This window comes from Rhizobacter sp. P3_B12 (assembly GCF_056402895.1).
This window is the reverse complement of record NZ_JBFUGN010001673.1, coordinates 1-652: the sequence shown is the minus strand read 5'-3', so window position 1 is coordinate 652 and position 652 is coordinate 1. Positions and strand designations below refer to the sequence as shown.

General features: G+C 73.0%; 1 pseudogene. It reads left to right on the top strand.

The window, feature by feature from the left end:
* Positions 1-559, top strand: a pseudogene (locus AC1D01_RS37610) (hypothetical protein); the annotation flags it as partial.
* Positions 560-652 lie beyond the last annotated feature (93 nt).

The window sequence follows — 652 nt, the reverse complement described above, 5'->3', positions numbered from 1 at the left end:
GCTGTACCTCGAGCAGCCGCTGCCGCGCGATCGCTCGGTCGATGGCGCACTGCCAGCGCTGCCCTGCCCCCTGCTGATGGACGAGGCCGACGGCACGCTCGACGCCTTCGTGCGCGGCCGCGACGCCGGCTGGCACGGCGTGTCGAGCAAGGGATGCAAGGGCTTCTACAAGTCGCTGGTCAACCGCGCCCGCTGCGAGCGCTGGAACCAGGCCGCGCAGCGTGATGGCCAGCCGCCCGCATGGTCCATGTCGGCCGAGGACCTGACCTGCCAGGCCGGCCTCGCGGTGCAGCAGGACCTGGCGCTGGCCGCGCTGCTCGGCCTGGACCATGCCGAGCGCAACGGCCACCACTATGCCGACGGCTTCGGTGCCGCGCCGGCCGCCGAGCGCCAGGCCTTCGTGCAGGCCCATCCCGACCTGTACGACGCCGACGCTCGCCTGCGCATCGCCGGCGGCCGCATCGATCTCCACTCGCTGGCCGGCCCCGGCTACGCCCACGCGGCCACGCCGGACTGGTCGGCGATGCAGCCGCTGTCGCAGGCGGCCGCCCTCGTCTGAGTCCTCATCGTCCGCCCCCCGCAAGGAGCCCCATGGCCACACAACGACTCGGTCTGATCATGCACGGCGTCACCGGCCGCATGGGCATGAACC